This is a genomic window from Caballeronia hypogeia, assembly GCF_001544875.2.
Classification (GTDB): Bacteria; Pseudomonadota; Gammaproteobacteria; order Burkholderiales; family Burkholderiaceae; genus Caballeronia; species Caballeronia hypogeia.
This window is the reverse complement of record NZ_FCOA02000013.1, coordinates 108,558-127,729: the sequence shown is the minus strand read 5'-3', so window position 1 is coordinate 127,729 and position 19,172 is coordinate 108,558. Positions and strand designations below refer to the sequence as shown.

General features: G+C 65.0%; 17 protein-coding genes. 11 read left to right on the top strand and 6 right to left on the bottom strand.

Annotated elements, in window-relative coordinates:
* Nucleotides 1-57: 57 nt before the first annotated feature.
* Nucleotides 58-240 carry an oxidoreductase-like domain-containing protein gene (locus tag AWB79_RS20120; protein ID WP_061169254.1) on the bottom strand — a complete coding sequence of 61 codons (183 nt, stop codon included), beginning with the start codon at nt 238-240 and terminating at the stop codon, nt 58-60.
* 148 nt (nt 241-388) lie between these two features.
* Between AWB79_RS20120 and AWB79_RS20115 the strand changes: the two genes are divergently transcribed.
* The 3 genes from AWB79_RS20115 to AWB79_RS20105 all read left to right on the top strand — a co-directional run bounded on the left by AWB79_RS20115 (nt 389) and on the right by AWB79_RS20105 (nt 5,717).
* Nucleotides 389-2,839 (top strand): penicillin acylase family protein, encoded by a 2,451-nt coding sequence (locus AWB79_RS20115; protein ID WP_061169253.1) that lies wholly within the window; start codon nt 389-391, stop codon nt 2,837-2,839.
* 96 nt (nt 2,840-2,935) lie between these two features.
* The gene (locus AWB79_RS20110) at nt 2,936-4,405 is read left to right on the top strand and encodes a M20 family metallopeptidase (protein WP_061169186.1); all 1,470 of its coding nucleotides are present in this window, start codon (nt 2,936-2,938) and stop codon (nt 4,403-4,405) included.
* Nucleotides 4,406-4,607: 202 nt separating this feature from the next.
* A complete protein-coding gene (locus AWB79_RS20105; RefSeq protein ID WP_061169185.1) occupies nt 4,608-5,717 on the top strand; it encodes a malate/lactate/ureidoglycolate dehydrogenase in 1,110 nt (369 codons plus the stop codon).
* 55 nt (nt 5,718-5,772) lie between these two features.
* Here AWB79_RS20105 and AWB79_RS20100 read toward each other — a convergent pair whose 3' ends face one another.
* Entirely contained in the window at nt 5,773-6,672 is a 900-nt protein-coding gene (locus AWB79_RS20100) for an NAD-dependent epimerase/dehydratase family protein (RefSeq protein WP_061169184.1), read from the bottom strand.
* 108 nt (nt 6,673-6,780) lie between these two features.
* Between AWB79_RS20100 and AWB79_RS20095 the strand changes: the two genes are divergently transcribed.
* A complete protein-coding gene (locus AWB79_RS20095) occupies nt 6,781-7,680 on the top strand; it encodes a LysR substrate-binding domain-containing protein (RefSeq protein ID WP_061169183.1) in 900 nt (299 codons plus the stop codon).
* Between the two features lie 29 nt (nt 7,681-7,709).
* On the top strand, nt 7,710-8,102 hold the full coding sequence (locus AWB79_RS20090; protein WP_061169182.1) for a RidA family protein: 393 nt from the start codon (nt 7,710-7,712) through the stop codon (nt 8,100-8,102).
* Nucleotides 8,103-8,105: 3 nt separating this feature from the next.
* Here AWB79_RS20090 and AWB79_RS20085 read toward each other — a convergent pair whose 3' ends face one another.
* The gene (locus AWB79_RS20085; RefSeq protein ID WP_061169252.1) at nt 8,106-9,803 is read right to left on the bottom strand and encodes an acid phosphatase; all 1,698 of its coding nucleotides are present in this window, start codon (nt 9,801-9,803) and stop codon (nt 8,106-8,108) included.
* 255 nt (nt 9,804-10,058) lie between these two features.
* Nucleotides 10,059-10,853, bottom strand: coding sequence for a sulfite exporter TauE/SafE family protein (locus tag AWB79_RS20080; RefSeq protein ID WP_061169181.1), 795 nt, complete (start codon nt 10,851-10,853; stop codon nt 10,059-10,061).
* 208 nt (nt 10,854-11,061) lie between these two features.
* Here AWB79_RS20080 and AWB79_RS20075 point away from each other — a divergent pair, with 208 nt between their 5' ends.
* Nucleotides 11,062-13,296 (top strand): amylo-alpha-1,6-glucosidase, encoded by a 2,235-nt coding sequence (locus AWB79_RS20075; RefSeq protein ID WP_198399062.1) that lies wholly within the window; start codon nt 11,062-11,064, stop codon nt 13,294-13,296.
* Nucleotides 13,297-13,344: 48 nt separating this feature from the next.
* Here the strand turns inward: AWB79_RS20075 and AWB79_RS20070 are convergent, their stop codons facing one another.
* Both AWB79_RS20070 and AWB79_RS20065 read right to left on the bottom strand, forming a co-directional pair.
* On the bottom strand, nt 13,345-14,526 hold the full coding sequence (locus tag AWB79_RS20070) for a 4-hydroxybenzoate 3-monooxygenase (RefSeq protein WP_061169179.1): 1,182 nt from the start codon (nt 14,524-14,526) through the stop codon (nt 13,345-13,347).
* 195 nt (nt 14,527-14,721) lie between these two features.
* Nucleotides 14,722-15,774: an aldo/keto reductase gene (locus AWB79_RS20065; protein ID WP_061169178.1), complete on the bottom strand. Its 1,053-nt coding sequence runs from the start codon at nt 15,772-15,774 to the stop codon at nt 14,722-14,724.
* A gap of 215 nt (nt 15,775-15,989) precedes the next feature.
* Between AWB79_RS20065 and AWB79_RS20060 the strand changes: the two genes are divergently transcribed.
* From AWB79_RS20060 to AWB79_RS20045, 5 genes are all read left to right on the top strand, one after another.
* A complete protein-coding gene (locus tag AWB79_RS20060) occupies nt 15,990-16,988 on the top strand; it encodes an AraC family transcriptional regulator (protein WP_061169177.1) in 999 nt (332 codons plus the stop codon).
* A gap of 176 nt (nt 16,989-17,164) precedes the next feature.
* Complete coding sequence (locus tag AWB79_RS20055; protein ID WP_061169251.1) at nt 17,165-17,545, top strand: COG4315 family predicted lipoprotein; 381 nt, start codon at nt 17,165-17,167, stop codon at nt 17,543-17,545.
* A 100-nt stretch (nt 17,546-17,645) separates the two neighbouring features.
* On the top strand, nt 17,646-17,786 hold the full coding sequence (locus tag AWB79_RS39575; RefSeq protein WP_157695808.1) for a hypothetical protein: 141 nt from the start codon (nt 17,646-17,648) through the stop codon (nt 17,784-17,786).
* Between the two features lie 55 nt (nt 17,787-17,841).
* Nucleotides 17,842-18,372 (top strand): RNA polymerase sigma factor, encoded by a 531-nt coding sequence (locus tag AWB79_RS20050; RefSeq protein ID WP_061169176.1) that lies wholly within the window; start codon nt 17,842-17,844, stop codon nt 18,370-18,372.
* Nucleotides 18,369-19,163: an anti-sigma factor family protein gene (locus tag AWB79_RS20045; protein ID WP_082862396.1), complete on the top strand. Its 795-nt coding sequence runs from the start codon at nt 18,369-18,371 to the stop codon at nt 19,161-19,163. The genes AWB79_RS20050 and AWB79_RS20045 overlap by 4 nt, the downstream gene beginning before the upstream one ends.
* The last annotated feature ends 9 nt before the right edge of the window (nt 19,164-19,172 follow it).

The following is a 19,172-nucleotide window of genomic DNA, read 5'->3' as shown; positions in this document are numbered from 1 at the left end:
AAGCATAGCGCCGGGCGTCGCCTTGCGCTCGAATCGGCCGGACGTTCAGCGGCTGCGCTAGTCCGCAGGTGGCGGATGCCGCGCTTCCCACGCGCGCAAGTCCGCCCGGTAGCGTTCGAGCTCTTCCTGATACAGATCGAACACGCAGGGATTGCAGCCGCTCTGGCAGCATTCTTCGGGCGATGGACGCTCGGGCGGCTCGGGACGTGGATCGTCGGTGGGGGAAATCGAATGTTTCATGGTTTCATTGTGCAACGGCTTCGCGGAACGGGCGCGAGCGACTAGACTTTGGCGGCGTTTTCGTCACAGGCGATGCGATACTTCGCGCGGGGTCGTCATCCGCCCATCATCACGTCGATCGGACCGAGGGACTCGCTCGATGAACTCGATGAACCAGACCGTCAGGCTCGTGATTTCCGCGGCGCTCCTCTGCGTCCTGCTGGCCGGCTGTGTCGCGCCGCCGCAAACGCCAGACGCATCCGGCGCGAGTCAGACTCAGACAAGCGGCGCCTACAGCGCCGCAATCCGCCGCACGCAGGACGGCATCCCGCATATTCTCGCGGCCGACTGGGGCAGCCTCGGTTTTGGTTTCGGCTACGCGCAGGCGCAAGACAACCTGTGCACGCTCGCCGATGCCTTCGTCACTTATCGCGGCGAGCGTTCCGCTTATTTCGGCGCGGACGCGCGTCCTCCCGCCGCCGCGACCTTCGGCCAGCCGCGCAACATCGACGCCGATTTCTTCTTCCGGCTGATCGGTGATCAGGCGAGCGTCGAACGCTACCGGGCGGCGCAGCCCACCGAGCTTCGCAATCTCATCGAAGGCTTCGCGAGCGGCTACAACCGCTATCTCGCCGACCTGAACGCGGGCCGATTCCCGAACGCGCACGCGGCGTGCCGGGGCAAGCCGTGGGTCGACAAGATCAGCGCCGAAGACATCTATTTGCGCCTGATCGCCGCCAATCTCGCGGGCGGCTCGGCGCGCTTCGTGGCGCCGATCGCGACCGCGCATCCGCCGGCGGGCGCATCGGCGCCCCCGTCCGCCGTCACGGAAGAGAAGCAGACGACGCTGCGCTTTCTCATCGGCGAAAACCCCGGCATGGGCAGCAATGCGCTGGCGTTCGGCGCGCCGATCACGCGCGAGCGCCGCAGCATCCTGTTCGGCAATCCGCACTGGTTCTGGCGCGGGCCGGACCGTTTCTATCAGGCGCAACTGACGATTCCCGGTCAGGTGAACGTCGCGGGCGTGTCGTTTCTCGGCGTGCCGCTGATCGTGCTGGGCTTCAACGAGAACATCGCGTGGACGCATACGGTGTCGAGCGCGCGGCGCTTCGGCATCTTCCAGTTGACGCTCGATCCCGCCGAGCCGACGCACTATCTCGTCGATGGCCGGAGCGAGGCGATGACGCCGGTCGCGCTCACCGTGCGTACGCGCCGCGCCGACGGATCGTTCGAGAACGTATCGCGCACGCTTTACAGAACTCGCTTCGGCCCGGTCGTGGATCTGTCGGCGATGGCGCAGGGTCTCGGCTGGAGCGCGCAGCGCGCCTATGCGCTCGCCGACGTCAACGTCGACAACGCGCGCGCATTCCAGAACTTCTTCGCGTGGAATCAGGCGCGCTCGCTCGCAGACTTCATGGCGATCCAGAAGCGCTACGCGGCCATGCCTTGGGCCAACACCTTCGCGATCGGGCGCGGCGACGATCGCGTCTGGTTCGCGGACATCGGCCCGATTCCGAACGTGCCGGACGCGCTCGCCGACTCCTGCACGACGCCGGCCGGACGCGCATTCGATAGCCGCATACCCGGCGTGCCGTTCCTCGACGGTGCGAAGAGCGCATGCGCGTGGCGCGTCGATCCGGCGAGCGTGCAGGCGGGTGCGCTGGCCGTCGCTCAACTGCCGAGCACGGTGCGCGGCGATTACGTCGGCAATTTCAACGACAGCTACTGGCTCACCAACGCGAACGCGCCGCTATCGGGCTATCCGCGCATCGCGGGCGCGACGCGCGTCGAGCAGTCGCTGCGCACGCGCTATGGCCATCTGCTCGCCGCGCGGCTGCAGCGCGAGCGCGGCGGCGTCACGCGCGAGGCGCTGGAAACGGCCGTGCTGGAGACCAATTCGATGTCCGAGCGCCTGTTCCGCAAGCCGCTGCTCGATGCGGTCTGCACGGTCAAAGAAGCGCTCGGCCCATTGCACGAAGCGTGCGAGGTTTTGCGCAACTGGAACGGCACGGCGGAAATCGACGCGCGCGGCGCGAACCTGTGGGACGAGTTCTGGCAGCGCGTGTCGCGCATCGCTCCGGAACGGCTGTACGAGGCGGGCTTCGATCCGAACAAGCCGCTCGCGACGCCAGCCGGTTTCAACGTCGACAATCCCGCGGTGTTGCAGGACTTGCGGCAGGCGCTCGGCGGCGCGGCGCTGGCGCTCAGGCTCAATGGCTTCGCGCTCGATTCACGGCGCGGCGACATTCTCTACACCGTGCGCAACGGCGCGCGCGTGCCGCTCTACGGCGGCTGTGACGAAGCAGGCTATTTCACGATCGTCTGCGCGCGGCGTGCGCTCGATCCGAAGGGGTATCCGATGGACCCGAGCGGACAAGGCGACAGCTACGTGCAGGTCGTCACTTTCGGCGCGGATGGCGTGGAAGCGGACACCATGCTTTCGCATTCCGAATCGGATGATCCCGCGTCGCCGCATTACGGCGACGCGACGCGCGCGTTCGCGGCCAAGCGATGGGCTCGCTTCCCATTCACCGAGCAGGCGATCGACGCGGATTCTTCGGTCACGCGCGTCGTCGTTTCGGGAACGCGCGACCAAGCCGCCGCAACGCCGCATCGTTGAAAAAAGTCACATAAATCGCGCGCGCGGCGCGGCGCCGGTCGAGCCGACGGCAAATCCCGTCTATCATTGAAGTTTGCTCGAATTGGATACAGGGTCATGGCTATCGGCGACAGCACGCAACACGAAGAGGCGGTACGGCTCGATTCCGCCGTCCTGCGCGATTTCGTGGATCGCAAATGGAACGACGAGATCGTACCCGCGCTGACCGACTACATCGCGGTCCCCGCGAAGAGCCCGATGTTCGACACGGACTGGGCGCGCCACGGATTCATCGAGCGCGTGGTCACGGACGCGGTCGACTGGGTGAAGACGCAACCGGTGAAGGGGCTCAAGGTGGAAATCGTGCGCCTGCCCGAGCGCACGCCGGTGATCTTCTTCGAGGCGCCCGCCACCCGTTCGAACAGCACCGAAACGGTCGTGCTTTACGGCCATCTGGACAAGCAGCCGGAATTCGAAGGCTGGCGCAGCGATCTCGGCCCGTGGACGCCGAAGATGGAAGACGGAAAGCTCTACGGCCGCGGCGGCGCGGACGACGGGTACGCGACCTACGCCAGCATCACCGCGCTCGCCGCGCTCGATGCGCAGGGCGTCGAACGACCGCGCTGCGTCGGCATCATCGAGACGTGCGAGGAATCGGGCAGCTACGATCTGCTGCCTTACCTCGACGCGCTGCGCGAGCGGCTCGGCGACGTCGGCCTCGTCATCTGCCTCGATTCCGGCGCCGGCAATTACGATCAGCTCTGGCTCACGACTTCGCTGCGCGGCCTCGTCGCGGGCGATCTCGAAGTGCAGGTGCTTGACGAGGGCATTCATTCGGGCGGTTACGGCGGCATCGCGCCATCGACGTTCCGCATCATGCGGCAACTGTTCGAGCGTCTCGAAGACGCGAGCACCGGCAATCTGCTGCCGCAGGGCTTTCATTGCCCGATTCCGATACAACGTCTGCGCGAAGCCGAAGCGACCGCCGGCATTCTCGGCGACGACGTCTGGAAGAAGCTGCCGTGGAGTTGCGGTCAGGACGGCGGCAGCGTCCTGCCGACCACGACCGATCCGAAGGAAGCGCTGCTCAATTCCACATGGCGCCCGTCGCTGACGGTGACCGGCGCGGCGGGCCTGCCGCCGCTCGCCGACGCGGGCAACGTGCTCGCGCCGCGCACCGCGTTCAAGCTGTCGCTGCGTCTGCCGCCGCTGGTGGAAGCGACTCAGGCCGTCGCGCAGCTGAAATCTCTGCTCGAATTCGATCCGCCGTACAACGCGCGCGTGACGTTCAAGCCGGAAGTCGGGGCCGCGACCGGCTGGAGCGCGCCGGATCTCGCGCCGTGGCTGGCCGGGTCGCTGAACGACGCGTCGCGGAGTCACTTCGGCGCGGATGTCGCGTATATCGGGCAGGGCGGCACGATTCCGCTGATGAATACGCTCAAGGAAGGCTTTCCGCGCTCGCAGTTCATGGTGTGCGGCGTGCTCGGGCCCAAGTCCAACGCGCACGGCCCGAACGAATTCCTGCACGTGCCGTATGCGAAAAAGCTGACAGCGGCGGTCGCGGAAGTGATCGCGGCGGCGCCCTGAGCAGCACGCGCAGCACCAGAACGATGAAAGCCCGGTTCCAGCCGGGCTTTTTTTCGCCCGCTTTCAGCGTTTTTTAAAAAACAAACTGGTAAGGCCAGTTGATCGTCGGTAAAGTGATAGCCCGTGCGCATCTCGAAAAAAGGCGACGCAAACGCGCCGAGACTGCGCACGCAGGCAAACAACCATGGAGACGAGTGTCGCAATGAATGCATCCCCAACGTCCAACCCGTCCGCCGTCGAACGGCGCATCGCCGCCGATACGCTGCACGCCTATGTCCGAGCGATCTGGGAGCACGCGGGCAGCGCGCCGCGCGAGGCGGAACTGGTCGCGGATCATCTCGTGATGTCGAATCTGTCGGGCCACGATTCGCACGGCGTGGGGATGATCCCGCGTTATGTCGCGTCGCTCGGCGAGGATCAGCTCAAGCTGAACACGCACGCGGAGATCGTGCGCGACGCGGGCGCGGTGCTGACCGTCGATGGCCGCAAGGGTTTTGGCCAGGTTGTCGCCTACGAGGCGATGGAGCACGGCATCGAACGCGCGAAGAAACTCGGCGTGTGCGCAGTGGGCTTGCGCAACGCGCATCACATCGGCCGGATCGGCCACTGGGCGGAGCAGTGCGCGAAAGCCGGGCTCGTGTCGTTCCACTTCGTGAACGTGGCGGGCGATCCGCTGGTCGCGCCGTTCGGCGGCATCGACCGGCGCTTCGGCACGAATCCGTTCTGTGCGGCCTATCCGCGCGACGGCAAAAGCCCGCTGGTGCTGGATTTCGCGACCGCCGGCATTGCTTACGGCAAGACGCGCGTCGCGTACAACAAGGGCGTGAAAGTCGCGCCGGGCATGCTGCTCGATCACGAAGGCAGACCGACCATCGAACCGAAGGTCATGCACGAGGAGCCGTTCGGCTCGCTGACCGCGTTCGGCCTGCACAAGGGCTCGGGGCTTGCGGCGCTGTGCGAGATTTTCGGCGGGGCGCTCTCGGGCGGCTACACGACGCACGACAGCACGCTGGAAACGTCGAGCGCGATCATCAACTGCATGACGTCGGTGATTCTCGACCCGAACGCGTTCGACGCGCCCGCCGCGCAAGCGGAAGCCGAAGCGTTCCTAGAATGGATGAAGGCTTCGCCGCGCGCGGAAGGCGTCGACGCGATCTACGCGCCCGGCGAGCCGGAAGAGGCGCGCCGCGCGGACCGCACGGCGAACGGCATCGCGATCGATCCGACGACTTGGAAGCAGATTCGCGATTCGGCGGCCAAATCGGGCATGACCGAGGCGGAAATCGAGAAATTCGATGGCGCGCTGAGGTAAGGTCGCGATGTAATCGCGCGGCAAATTGGTTTGACCAGTTCGCCGCGCCTTTTTCTTATCGGCCGACCAGATCGTTGGCGATCCACTCGGTCACGGACGTTCGCTTCGGCTGCCAGCCCAGAACCTCGCGCGTGCGCTTGCTGCGCACGCGGCTGTTCGAGCCGAGACCGTACGACGCCATTTCGTACCCCCATTCCTTGATCGCTTCCTCAAGCGGCCAGTCTTCCGGTCCGAGCAGATCGAGCGCCTTCGCCATCGCGGCCGTCATGTCGCGGAACTGCGCTTCGCCGCTCTCGACGAAATAGAACGTGCCGGCCGGTGACTTTTCGAGCGCGAGGCGATAGATATCGACGACATCGTCGATATGCACGTTCGACCAGATATTCAACCCGCGTCCGACATGCCGCACGACGCCGCTCTTCTTCGCCTGGCGCTCCAGCCGCGGCAACTGCACGCTCGCCGTGTTCGGCACCGCGCCGTGTCCGTAAATGAGCGTGTTGCAGAGCACGACCGAGCGCACGCCACGTTTGGCCGCGTCGAGGATGAGGTTGTCGATCGCGACGCGCGGCGCCTTGTCGGGTGTCGGCTCGGGCAAATCGTCTTCCGTGTAGATCTTGTCCGACGCTTCGCCACCCGATGCATCGCCGACGATGCTCGAACCGCTCGTGTGCAGAAACGGCTTGTTCGTGCCTTCGAGCGCGCGGATCAGCGCTTCGACCGCGCCGCGATGGTCGCTGCTCGCGGCGTTGATGATGGCGTCGGCGGTGCGCGCTTCGGCGGCGAGCAGCGTCGTGTCGTCCAGACTGCCGATAACCGGTTCGATGCCAAGACGCTTGAGGTCATCGCTTTGCTCCGCGCGACGGATGAGTCCGCGCACGTGATTACCGTCGCGTGCGAGTCCGGCCGCGATCGAGCCGCCGATGAAACCGCCCGCGCCCGTGATGAAGATGTTCATGATCCTGCTCCATTGAATGTTCAAACTACGATGAGCAGAGTATGAGCCGCCTAGACTTTCGCAAAAACAGTGCTAGTCTCAAATGAACCTTGACGCAGAATCAATAATTTGAAAACCAACACGGATGAGCTGCTCGTCTTCGTCACTGTCATCGACAGCGGTTCGATGACCGCCGCGGCCGAGACGCTCCAGCAGACGGTGTCGGGCGTGAGCCGCACGCTCACGCGCCTCGAAAAGAAGCTCGACGCCACCTTGGTGCGCCGCACGACGCGCCGCCTGCAACTGACGGACGAAGGCGAGCTGTTCCTCACGCGCGCCCGGGCGATTCTCGCCGCGATGGAAGATGCCGAGGAGGCCATGGCGCAGCATCGCGAGCGGCCAGCCGGACGGCTGCGCGTGGACGCGGCGTCGCCATTCGTGCTCCACTGCATCGTGCCGCACGTGAACACGTTCGCCGCGCTGTATCCAGAGATCACGCTCGAACTGACGAGCAACGAGCGCATCGTCGACTTGCTGGAGCAGCGCGTGGATATCGCGATTCGCATTGGTGCCCTGCAGGACTCGACGCTGCACGCCCGCGCGCTCGGCGGCAGTCGCCTGCGCGTGCTGGCGAGCCCGGCCTATCTGGCGGAACACGGCGAACCACGCGATATCGATGAATTGACGCGCGCCCGGTTGATCGGCTTCACGGCCCCGGAAAGCCTCAACGACTGGCCGCTGCGCGACACCCGCGCAGGCCGCGCCGCCTCGTTCGTGACGGTCCGGCCGGCGGTCGCGGCGTCGAGCGGCGAGACGATCCGGCAACTGGCGCTCGACGGCGGCGGTATTGCGTGCCTGGCCGAATTCATGACCGCCGCCGACGTGCGCGCCGGCCGTTTGCGCACGATACTCGACGACATCCTCGAAGACGTGCGCCAGCCGATCAACGCGGTCTATTACCAAAGCGAGTCGATGGCGGCGCGCTCGCGCGCGTTCCTGGATTTTCTCGCGAGCAGACTCGCGCTTTAGTCTTGCAACCCCCAATACTTCATCCGACCATGCCACCGATCGAACTCATCAACGCTCCCGGGCTCCCCATTCCCGCCGGCCACTACAGTCACGCGACGCGCGCCGGCAATCTGATCTGCGTATCCGGTCAGTTGCCGGTTCGTCCTGACGGCACGCACACCGGTGACCGCCCCTTCGAAGAGCAGGCCGAGCAGACGCTCGCGAATCTGCGCACCGTGCTGGAAGCGGCGGGCGCGAGCTTCACGGACTGCATCGAAGTCACGGTGTATCTCGTCGGCGTCGAGCACTGGAAGACGTTCAATGAGATCTACGCGCGCCACTTCGGCAACTGGAAGCCGGCGCGCGCCGTCGTGCCGGTGGGCGCGCTGCACTACGGCTACCTCGTCGAAATAGCCGCGCGCGCCTGGGTCGAGCGCGACTAGCCGCTACGCGAGATCGAGCGACTTCGTCAGATCGCCGAGCGGCGCCTCGCCATTGGCCGCGAACGCGCGATCTCGCGAGGCCACACCGTCGAGCGGCGCGAGGTCGTGCACGCGCGAAATGAAGCGCAGGATCGAGTTCGTGTCGTAGACCGTATGATCGACGTAACCCTTCTTCGCGAACGGCGAAATCACGAGCGCCGGAATGCGCGAGCCCGGCCCCCAGCGATCGCCCTTTGGCGGCGAGACGTGGTCCCACCAGCCGCCGTTTTCATCGACGGTGACGATCACGACCGTGTTCGCCCACTGCGGCCCGCGTTGAATGTGCTCGATGACGTTCGAGATGTGGCGGTCGCCCGACGCCACGTCCGCGTAGCCCGCGTGCATGTTCAGATTGCCCTGCGGCTTGTAGAACGTGACCGCCGGAAGGCGGCCCGCGTCGATGTCGGCGAGCAGCTTGTTGGTGCTTGAATCATCGCCCAGGCCCGCGTCGCGCACATGCTGCGCGCGCGCCGTCGTGCCCGGCGCATAGTTCGCGAAATAGTTGAACGGCTGATGGTGGTACTGGAAGTCCGGCACCATGCCGGTATCGCGATGTTCCAGCGCGTACTGCCACGCGCCGCTATACCACGCCCAGTCGATGTTCTTGTCCGAGAGCCGGTCGCCGATCGTCGCGTAAGTCTGGGGCGGCAGCACGAGCGCGTTCGATCTGTCCGCATAACGTGGATCGCCGCCCGGCGCTGGCCGCACGTTGCTCGGCTGGTAGGGCGGGAACATGGTGTTGACCGCATACCCGTCCGCCGTGAGCGCGCCGTCCCGCACGAATTTGGGCGGCCCTTCGAGCGCGGACGTGGGCGAATCGGGTGCGAGTTTCAGGCGCGAGCCTTTAGGATCGTCGCCGTCGACGACCGCCAGCAACTTCTCCGCCGGGCTGCCTTTCGCGTCCGGATAGAAGGGCGCCTGCGCGGAAATCAGGAATATATGGTTCAGCCAGGAGCCACCGAACGCCGACATGAAGAAGTTGTCGCAGAGCGTGTATTGCTGCGCGAGGCCCCAGAGTTTCAGCGTGTCGGGCGAATTCTGGTAATGCCCCATGACGAGGCCGCCTGAGTCGCCCCAGGCGGCGAACTGGTTGTTGCGCCCGGCGTTGATCTGCATCTGATTCTGATAGAAGCGATGCACGAGGTCGCGTGTGATGACCGAATTGGGCAGCGGCGCACCGCTCGCGTCCGCGATCTGGAAGGGCCCGTTGCGCAAATCGGCAATTTGCTGCTCGGTGATCGCGTAGCGCTTGCCCTCGACTTGCTGGGCTTGCGGCACGAGTCCGCCCCATATTTTCGGCAGCGTGGGCATGGGCGTGACGCCATCGCGGTCGAGCTGCGTATAGTGCGACGCCGGCACGGCCGAGAGCGGATAGCGAACGCCCGGATAGTTACCGTAGAGATTGGTAAAGCTGCGGTTTTCAGCGTAGATCACGACGATCTGCCGCACGTTTTCCGCAAGCGTGCGGTCGAGCGCGAGATCGGCCGCCGTTTTCGGCGTGGACGGCTTGTTCTCGAACAGATTGCATCCGCTGAGCGACAGGCCCGCGATGCCGACGCCGGCCGCGAGAAGGCGCCGCCGGATGGGGTCGGCCGGTGCGTCGCTGGCCGAAGTGTCGTTGCCGGGGGGAAGCGCGTGCTGTGGATTGTCGTTCTCATTCATCGCGTGATTCCTCGTGAACATGCGGCACGCGCCCGATGACGCGTTCCTGCATTATCGACGCCGAAAGATGACGCGCCCGTTATCTGGTGCGCCGCCCTGACCGTCCTGCAGCCAACGGTCAACTGAGCGGGAATGATGCCGCATCGTCCGGCGCTGGGAAAGCCGGCCGAACGGTATAGGCAAAAAAGACAGACGGGATGTGAATCGGCCTATATCTTCTGGCCGACTGGAAAGGGTGTGCGTGCGTGACTAACATCAACTCAACACGAGCTTCACTCCGACGAGTACCAGCGTCGCGGCGAGCACGTGCCGCAGCAGGGATTCCGGCGCCTTGGAAGACAGCATGCTGCCAATGGCGATGCCCGGAATCGAGCCCACGAGGAGCGAGGCGAGCAGCGCCCAATCTACTGAGCCGAGCATCCAGTGGCCCGCACCGGCGATCAGTGTCAGTGGCACGGCGTGAGCTACGTCGGAGCCGACAATGCGCACCGTCGCGAGTCGAGGATAAAGCAGCAGCAGCACGGTCACGCCAATTGCGCCCGCGCCGACGGACGTGATCGAAACCAGCACGCCGAGAACCGCGCCGGTGAGAACCGTCCAGGCGGCGGTGCGCGCGGGATGCTCCGGGCGGCCATGTCCCTTTTGATAGGCGAAGCGTGCCAGTTGCGGCCGGAAAATCAACGAAACGGCTGTGATCAGCAGCGCGGAACCCAGAATCAACTGGATTAGGCGCGCGGTGCCGGGCGCCGCGATGCCGTGCGCATGCAGAAAATACAGCGTGATGGCCGCCGCCGGTACGCTGCCCGCCGCGAGGCGGCCGGTGATGCGCCAGTCGACCGAGCCCTTGAGGCCGTGCACGAGGGTTCCGGCGGTCTTGGTCGCGGCGGCGTAGAGCAGGTCGGTGCCGACCGCCGTCGCCGGATGAATGCCGAACAGCAGGACGAGCAGCGGGGTCATCAACGAGCCGCCGCCCACTCCCGTGAGGCCGACCAGGAAGCCCACCGCGAGCCCTGAGGCAGAATAAAGTAATTCGATATGCGGAAATGACATTGCGCGCGGAGAACCCGTCAGGCGTGGCTGAGTCGAAAAACCGTCGATGATAGCGGGTAAGCGGCGCACTTGCTGCAGCAAAGCAACGCTCGACCGTGCGAATTCGGTGAGCCAAACGCCGGAATGCGTTCCAAGGCAGCTCACGAAACACCCTTCAGATTACTTTCAGGATGGTGCAATGGATACACAGGAAAAGACGCAGGGACAGATGCAACAGCAGCAGCAACAACTGCAGCAGGCGCAACTGCAACCCGCCGGCGTGGACGAAGCGTTCATTCCGACCGAGCATTCCAACATGCCGAGCGAACGCCAGTTCGTCCTGAAGTCCGGTAACACCTTCGCCGTGTACGACGCGAACGGAGATATCCGCGGCGGCGACGACGGACTCTTCGTCAACGACACGCGCGTGCTCTCCGAACTCGTGCTGACCTTCGGCGGGCGGGCGCCGTCGCTGCTCTCGGGCAGCGTTTCGAGCGACAACGCTGTGTTCACCGCGCATCTGACCAACCGCCCGTTGCCGCCCATCGGCGGGGCGCGTACGCCCGAAGGCGTGATCCACGTCGAGCGCAAGCGGGTGCTGTCGGGGCACGTGCTGCACGAGAGCATCGTGCTGACGAACTACGGCACCGAGCCGTCCACCGTGCCGCTGTCGATTTCCTTCGCTGCGGACTTTCTCGACATGTTCGAGGTGCGCGGCGCCAAGCGTGGCAAGCGCGGCAACCTGCGGCCGCCGGAGGTCGAAAACGGCGAGGTGGTGCTGCGCTATGTGGGGCTGGACGAAGTGGAGCGCACGGCGCGCATCCAGTTCACGCCGGCGCCGGACGTGCTGTCGCCCACGCGCGCCGATTATGCGCTGCACATTCAGTCGGAAACCGCAATTTCGGTTTATCTGTCGGTCACGGCCGTCACGCGCGCGCTCTCCGACGCCAGCGAGGAGAGTAAGCGCAACGCCGCCGAGGCAGCGGAGTGCGCGCCCGAATCGGGCCGTCCGGCCATTCGCGAGGCGCTCGTCGAGGCGCACCGGCGCATGCGCGACAGGCGTCGTGCGAGCGCGCGCGTCCGTTCGAGCAATCCGCTCTTCAGTGAATGGATCGACCGTTCGCTTGCGGATCTCGGATTGCTCACCACCGATCTCGAGACCGGACCATATCCGTACGCAGGCATCCCGTGGTTCTCCACGGCTTTCGGGCGGGACGCGATCATCACGTCGCTGCAGATGCTCTGGCTTCACCCCACGCTTGCGCGCGGCGTGCTGCGTTTCCTCGCTGCGCATCAGGCTCGCGAGGACTCGGCGTTCCGCGATGCTGAAATCGGCAAGATCATGCACGAGACGCGCAAGAGCGAGATGGCCGCGACCGGTGAGGTCCCGTTCGCGCTGTATTACGGCGGCGTGGACAGCACGCCACTGTTCATCGTCCTCGCGGGCGCCTATGCGGAGCGCACCGGCGACCGCGAACTGATCGATGAAATTTGGCCCGCGCTGCAGCTCGCGGCGCAATGGGTCGCGCGCCATTGCGACAAGAACCCGCACGGCCTGCTCGACTATCAGCGCGCCTCCGAGCACGGGCTCGCGAATCAGGGCTGGAAGGACAGCCAGGACTCCGTGTTCCATGCGGACGGCAGCTTTCCCGTCGGGCCGATTGCGCTGGTCGAAGTGCAGGCGTACGCATCGACTGCGTTTTCGACGATGGCGCGACTCGCACGCGAGCGCGGAGAAGATGAGAGCGCGGGCGATTTCGAGCAGCGTGCTCGTCATATTCGCGAACGCGTCGAAGCGATGTACTGGATGCCCGAACTGGATTTCTACGGCATCGCGCTCGACGGCAAGGGCGATCTGTGCCGCGTGCTGTCGTCCAACGCGGGGCATCTGCTGGCGTTCGATCTCGTCGAGCGCAAGCGCGGCGAGGCGGTCGCGCGCACGCTCGAATCCACGCTCTTTCACACCGGCTGGGGCGTGCGCACGCTGGCGGCGGGGCAGCCGCGCTTCAATCCGATGTCCTATCACAACGGCTCGGTCTGGCCGCACGACACGGCGCTGTGCGCACGCGGCCTCGCGCGTTACGGAGAGCGCGGCGCGGCCGTTGGTTTGCTGCAGTCGCTGTTCGAGGCGGCCGTCACATTCGACATGCGGCTACCCGAGCTTTTCTGTGGCTTCACGCGGCAGCGCGGCGAGCGGCCGATCGCCTATCCGGTCGCGTGCCTGCCGCAAGCGTGGGCGGCGGGCACGCCCTTCATGATTCTGGAGGCGTGTCTGGGCGTGACCGTCGATGCCGTCAATGAAGAAGTGCGCATCGACCGGCCGCAACTGCCTGAGGGCATCGACTGGCTGGAAATCGGCGATTTGCGGCTGGGAGAAAAGAACGTGACGATCACGTTCCGGCGCGTCGGCGGTCAGGTGATTCCGTCGGTGGACGGCGACGTTCGGGTGGTGGCGGTGCTCTGAGGCGATAAACGCACGGCGTCGGAGCGGCGCCGTGCGTATCAAGCGGATTTAAACCGCGACGCTGCCCACGTAGTTCTCGGCCAGCGCGGTCGCCGCCGCGCGTGAGGTCGTCACGTGTTCGAGTTCCGCCACTTGCAGGCGCTGCTCGAACGGCGACGTATCGTCGAGCTTGTGCAGCATGCGCGTCATCCACCACGAGAAGTGCTCGGCGCGCCAGACGCGCTTGAGCGCCGTCTCGGTGTAACGGGCGAGTTTCTCGTCATTGTTTTCCTTATAGAAGTCGATGAGCGCGGCGTTCAGCACGCGCACGTCCGACACCGCCAGATTCAGGCCCTTCGCGCCGGTCGGCGGCACGATGTGTGCGGCGTCGCCAGCCAGGAAGAGCTTGCCCGACTGCATCGGCGTGGACACGAAGCTGCGCATCCCGACGATGTTCTTCTGGAAGATCTTGCCCTCGGTGATCTGCCAGCCATCGGAGGTATCCACGCGGGCGTGAAGTTCGGCCCAGATGCGGTCGTCGGACCAGGCATCGACGGTATCCTTCGGATCGCACTGGAAGTACATGCGTTGCACGCCGGGCGAGCGCGTGCTGATGAGCGCGAAGCCGCGATCGTGGCGGGCGTAGATCAGTTCATCGGAAGAGGGCGGCGCTTCCACCAGAATGCCGAACCAGCCGAACGGATAAATGCGCTGATAGTCCTGGCGGACGGTTTCGGGAATGGACTGGCGCGAAACGCCCTGCGAGCCGTCGCAGCCAATGATGAAGTCGCATTCGAGCTCTTCGTCGCGGCCTTCGTGCTGATACTTGATGCGCGGCTTGCGATCGCTGCCTTCCTGGAAATCGTGCAGCGACACATTCGACACGTTGAACTTCAACGCGCCATTCGCGGCGAGACGCGCCGCGACGAGATCCTTGATGACTTCGTGCTGCGCGTAGACCGTGATCGAGTGCCCGGTCAGTTCCGTCAGCGCGATGCGGCGGCGCTGACCCTCGAACGCCAGTTCGAAGCCGTGGTGCAGCGCGCCTTCGGCCTGCATGCGCGCGCCGAGTCCGGCCTGGTTGAGCGTGTCCATCGTGCCTTGCTCGAGCACGCCCGCCCGAATCGTCGATTCGATGTCGTTCTGGCTGCGCGCTTCCAGCACGACCGACTCGATTCCGCGCAGATGCAGCAAGTGAGAGAGAAGAAGCCCGGCCGGGCCCGCGCCGACGATGCCGACTTGAGTACGCATGTTTGTCTCCGTGAGGCAGAAGTGATGTTGTGCGTACAGTGTCGGCAGAGCGGCCTTATGCCGCAACGCGATAGGGGAGATAAGAACTATCTTAGTTTGAGATAAAGGGCTTAAATCGACCCGAAATCGAAAGATTTACGGGTAAATACCTACGGAAAACGGGCGACATAGCCTGCCGCCCGCGTCTCTAAGCGGTTATTCGGCTACCTCTTCCTTCAACTGATTGCGCCGAAATTCGCCCTGCCGCGTCAACATCCATCCCGGATATTCCGACGGCAACTGGCTCACCTCGTCCAGCGCGGCGAGCTCGTCGTCGTTGAGACGGACCTTGGTCGCCGCGATGTTGTCGTCGAGTTGCTCGACGCGCTTCGCACCTATGATCACGCTCGACACCGCCTTCTGATGCAGCAGCCACGCGAGCGCGATCTGCGCCACCGACACGCTTTTGGCTTCGGCCATCCGGCGCATCACGTCGACGCAGTCATACGCGCGCTCGACGTTCACGGGCGGAAAATCGAACTTGGTGCGGCGGCTGCCTTCTTCCTTCGCACCTTCACGCGTGTACTTGCCCGACAGAAACCCGCCGGCGAGAGGACTCCAGACCATCAGCCCGACGCTCTCGCTCTGCAAAAGCGGCACGATTTCGCGTTCCAGATCGCGACCGGCGATCGTGTAATACGCCTGCAGCGATTCGAAGCGTGCGAGCCCGAGCCGCTCGGAGATGCCGAGCGCCTTCATGATCTGCCACGCCGCCCAGTTCGAAACGCCGATATAACGCACATGCCCGTGCTGCACGAGGTTGTCGAGCGCGCGCAGCGTTTCCTCGATCGGCGTGGCCGGATCGAAACCGTGAATCTGGTACAGATCGACGTGATCGAGTTGCAGGCGTTTCAGACTCGCCTTCACTCCGTCGATGATGTGGTAACGCGACGCACCGCGCGAATTCGTGCCCTTGGTGCCGGTCTCGCCGAGAATCTTGGTCGCGACGACCACGTTCTCGCGCGGCACTTTCAGATTTTTCAGCGCCTGGCCGGTGATGACTTCGGATTGACCATCCGCGTAGACGTCGGCGGTGTCGATGAAATTGATGCCCGCATCGAGCGAGCGGCCGATCAGCTTGTCGGCATCGGCTTGCTGAAGCTGGCCGATGTTGTCCCAGATGCCGCCGGTCCCGCCGCCGAAGGTCATCGTGCCCAGACAGAGTTCGGAGACGAAAAGACCGGTATTGCCGAATTTCCTGTAGCGCATGGTTGCTCCCGAGTAACGGATGAGGCGCGGCGTCGCCACGTAGGCTGCGCGGTCCGCGCCGGCAATGCAGTATCTTCCCGGCGCGCCGCGCGTTCATAGCCTGATCCTGTCCAATCCTTGCCTGTTCCTGCAAACGCTGGGGATGCCTGCGAGCAATCTCGCGCCTGCGCGAGTAAGCTAGGCGGACCGCTCCTTCTCAAAAATGTCCGCAAACCATGGCTCTGAACGACACGCCCGGACTGGCCGGAAAAGACACTCACGAACAGCATCGTGACGCCCATCACACTGGCGCGCCCGATGCCGCACTGGATCAGGCGCGACTCGATCTCGTCGCGCTGCTCGACCGTTTCACCGCGGGCTGCGAGGGTTCCGTCGAAACGCCGGTGCCGGGCCTGTTCCTGCATCGCATCATGAATCCGGGCGGGCCGAAGCACGGCATCCAGACGCCCGCGCTCGCGCTGATCGCGCAGGGCAGCAAGCGCCTCATGGTCGGCGACGAAGTCTATGTCTACGATCCGATGCACTATCTCGTGTCGTCGGTGGATCTGCCGGTGTGCGGGCAGGTTTCGGTGGCGAGCGAATCGGAGCCGTATCTCGGCATGCGGCTCGATCTCGATGTCGACGAGATCACTTCGCTGATTCAGGACGAAAAGCTGCCGCCCGCGACGCAGGCCGACGCTTCGCGCGGCCTCTATGTGAACCGCCTCGGCAATTCCATGCTCGATGCCGTGCTGCGCCTTCTGCGCCTGGTCGACGCACCGGAGGACGTGGCGATCCTTGCGCCGCTGGTCAAGCGCGAGATTCTCTATCGGCTGCTGATGAACGGCTCCGGCGCGCGACTGCGGCAGATCGCGCTGCAGGACAGCCAGACGCAGCGCATCGCGAAGGCGATCCAGCTGCTGCGCCAGCATTTCGATCAGCCGCTGCGCGTCGAGGATATCGCGCGCGACGTACATATGAGCGTGTCGTCGCTGCATCATCACTTCAAAGCCGTGACGGCGATGAGCCCGCTGCAGTATCAGAAACAGTTGCGCCTTCAGGAAGCGCGCCGCCTGATGCTGCTCGATATCGCAGATGCAGCGACGGCCGCGCATCGCGTGGGTTACGAGAGCGCTTCGCAGTTCAGCCGCGAGTACAGCCGGTTGTTCGGCGCGCCGCCGTTGCGCGACACTCGCCGCTGGCGCGACGCCACCGCGGCGGCGGCCGGTGCGTGAGCGGCGCCACCACGACGAAATTTCGCTGAATCACTGGCCACGAGCGCCCGAATGGTCTTGAATGGATTGCCGAGCCAAGATGCGACAGCGCTGCCGCATCGATTTATTTCATCGTCCGCGGAATAGTGCAGCGCTTACGAACGTTCTACGGATACTTCGACAACAAGGAAGATGAAATGAAGAAGCGCATCCAGATGTTCGCCGCGGCCGCAACCGTCGCCACCGCTTTCGCAGCGCTCGCATCGAGCGCGTATGCCGCCGCGCCGAAAGAGTCGAACGGCATGTTCGTCGATGAAAACGGCATGACGCTCTATACCTTCGACAAGGACACGAAAGGCGGCCCGAGCGCCTGCACCGGCGGCTGCGCGAAAGCCTGGCCTGCGGCGATGGCAGGCGCTTCCGATACCCCGAGCGGCAAATGGACCATGGAAGCCGCGGACGGCGGCAAGCAATGGGCCTACGACGGCAAACGCGTGTATCGCTTTTCGAAGGACACCAAGCCCGGCGACAAAAACGGGGACAACTTCCACGATGTCTGGCACGCCGTGAAGCCCTGAGCGTCGCATCTTCCGGGCCGGACGCATACTCCGGAACATGGCGGACGCGCGGGGAATAAACCGGCGCGCCCGTCAGTCAATCAGGAAACGGGTAACGATCATGAAACGATCGATCGGGGTGACGGCGCTCCTGATCGCGCTCGGTCTGGCGCTGGGCGCGGCGGGTTGCGCGAGCGGCACGCAAAGTGCGCCGAATTCATCGGGCGGACCGAGTGCGCCTGCCGGCGGAGGCAGCTACTGATGGTGGACGCCGCACACGCTTTGGTCCCGCTCATGCCGCGAATGGACGCCACGCCGTGAGCTTCGAGGGCGATCTTCTCGCGCATCTGCCGCAGTTGCGCCGCTACGCGCGCGCGCTGACGGGCGATCGCGCATGGGCCGACGATCTCGTGCAGGACGCGACCGAACGCGCGCTCAATCGCGCGAAGTCGTTCCACGCCGGCACGAATCTGCGGGCGTGGCTGTTCACGATCATGCGCAACCTGTATATCGATCAGTTGCGTGGCCGGCGCGATATCGCCGTCGACGACGAAACCGCGCCCTGGCGGCAAATGGCCGCGCCGCGCGGCGAAGTGGACGGGCTCGTGCTGCGCGACGTCCAGCGCGCCCTGTATTGCCTGCCCGTCGAGCAGCGCGAAGTGATGCTGCTCGTGTGCGTCGAGGAAATGAGTTATCAGGAGGCTTCCGTGGTGTTGAACGTGCCGACCGGAACCGTGATGTCGCGCCTCTCGCGAGCGCGCGAACACATGCGCGTTCTGCTCGGCGAGGAACCGGGCCGCAGCAAGGCGTCGCCGACGTCCTCGCTGAAAGTGGTGAGCCGCTCATGACGAACCAGGACCGTCCATCCGAAGGCGGCGACCGTATGGGACCGCCGAAGCCCGATCGCGATCTGCAGGCGCTGTCCGCCTGGGTCGACGACGAATTGCACGGCGACGAACGCGACGCCGTGGCCGCGTGCATCGCCGGCGACGCCGCGAGCGAGGCGACCGTCGCCGCTTATCGCGCGCAGGACAATGCGCTGCGCGCGCTGTTCGCCGATCAGAGCGGGCCGCAGATCATCCGGCTCAAGCCGCGCCCCCGCGAGCGCTGGCTGATCGCGGCGTGTTTTCTGGTGGTCGGCATCGCGTGCGGTTTTCTGATGCACATGCTGCTGCCCGCGCTCGGCGATTCGAAGCCGCGCTTCGCGGAGCGTGCGGATATCGCCTATGCCGTGTTTGCGCCCGAGCAGCGGCACGCGGTGGAGGTGGCGGCGTCGCAGCAGGATCATCTCGTCACGTGGCTGTCGAAGCGGCTGAATCGCGCGGTCACGATTCCTTCGCTGACCGAATATGGCTTTCAGCTCGTCGGCGGGCGTCTGCTGCCGGACGAGGAGGGGCCCGCCGCGCAGTTCATGTATCAGAACGCGGCCGGCGAGCGTCTCACGCTCTACATGACCACGGCCACGATTCGCGGCAACGACACGAAGATCCGCACGCTGCGCGACGGCTCGCGCACGACGTTTTACTGGGCGTGGGATCGTGTCGGCTATGCGCTGTCGGGGCAGATCGGCGAGGCCAAACTGCAGGCGATCGCCTATGACACATGCAAGGAGCTCGGCGGCGATCCGAAGAGCTGGTGAAGTGCGAGT